This is a genomic window from Emticicia sp., from assembly GCF_049241225.1.
Taxonomy (GTDB): domain Bacteria; phylum Bacteroidota; class Bacteroidia; order Cytophagales; family Spirosomataceae; genus Emticicia.
On the sequence record NZ_JBMLRC010000010.1, the window covers coordinates 1 to 1190 of the forward strand.

The 1190-nt window shown below is 34.2% G+C and carries 1 protein-coding gene and 1 pseudogene; both read right to left on the reverse strand.

Features of this window, described 5'->3' with window-relative positions:
* A pseudogene (locus tag ACOVO2_RS00585) lies at nt 1-544 on the reverse strand (capsule assembly Wzi family protein); the annotation flags it as partial.
* A gap of 14 nt (nt 545-558) precedes the next feature.
* Nucleotides 559-1190 (reverse strand): gliding motility-associated C-terminal domain-containing protein (locus tag ACOVO2_RS00590; protein WP_421768109.1); only part of this gene is annotated, 632 nt, incomplete at its 5' end.

Here is a 1190-nt window from a genome sequence, read left to right on the forward strand (position 1 = left end):
TCCCAAACCAGCCATGAGCATAAGCTCCCTTAATTGAAATCAACCCTTTGCCAATAATCGACACATAATTTGGAATGGAGATTTGGAGTTTAGGTATAGGCATTGCATTACCAGACCAAATATATGAGCCCGAAGTCAATGTAGTATCAACTAAACCGACAATCTCTCTTCTTCGTCCACCATAAAATTCAAAAACCCCATAGCGGGCCTTTATATATACCTCTGGTAACAATAGCTGATTTACTTTGCCAACATTTACGACCGTCCAAGCTCCATAACCAACTCCGAATTTTTTTAATTTTTGATTTTCGTTTTTAGTGGAATCGTATTCTTTATGTGCAGAACCCCTAAAAGTCGCAAACTGGGCCTCTAAGGGAACAATGCCATATTGGTTTGAACGCAGCCAAAAAGGAGTTTTACCAGAAGAAGAAAGGTGAATTCCTGTTTCGAGTTGATATTTTATATTTGATGTAAGACTCTGAGAGTGAGATACATTAATACTTATCATTAATGCTATTGGTAGAATAAGTAGCTTTCTAATCATTTATGACATATTTTTTATCTTAACAGCAAAAACTTGCCAAATTTATTAATTTCCTTACCATCATTACTCTTTGCGTAAATTTTATAGGTATATGTATCTGGTGGTAAGAGGGTGTTTTGAAAAGTGCCATTCCACTGCAAATTTAAATCTTTAGATGTAAATACAAGACTTCCCCAGCGATTAAAAATTTGTATTTCAAAAGTTGTTATACGTTTTGTAGAGCCTTTTATCTCCAAACTCTCATTTAAATTGTCATTATCAGGCGTAAAAGCTTCTGGTATAAATAATTTAACTGTAATCGGAATGGTGTAAGTATTTGAAAAACTTTCTTTGCCATCAATTGAAATTGTCTTTATTTGGAATTTAGCTTCTTCTTCAAACTTATCAAGAATCGGTACATAAGTAATTTCAGACGGTGTTTTGATAGCCTCTATCGTTGTTGCGTTAGTTTGTTCATCAAAGCTTAAAACTTCAAATTGCTTGATTGTAGTATTCCCAAAGGGCGTGGAATTGGTCCATTCTAAATTACGAAGAGTATTCTCGCCTAAAAATATTGTGCAAAAAGCTGGAGAAAAATCTGACTCGCTCCCACATTTATCTACAAATGAAACTTTGTAACAATACGATTTTTCAGAAGCGTTAATTC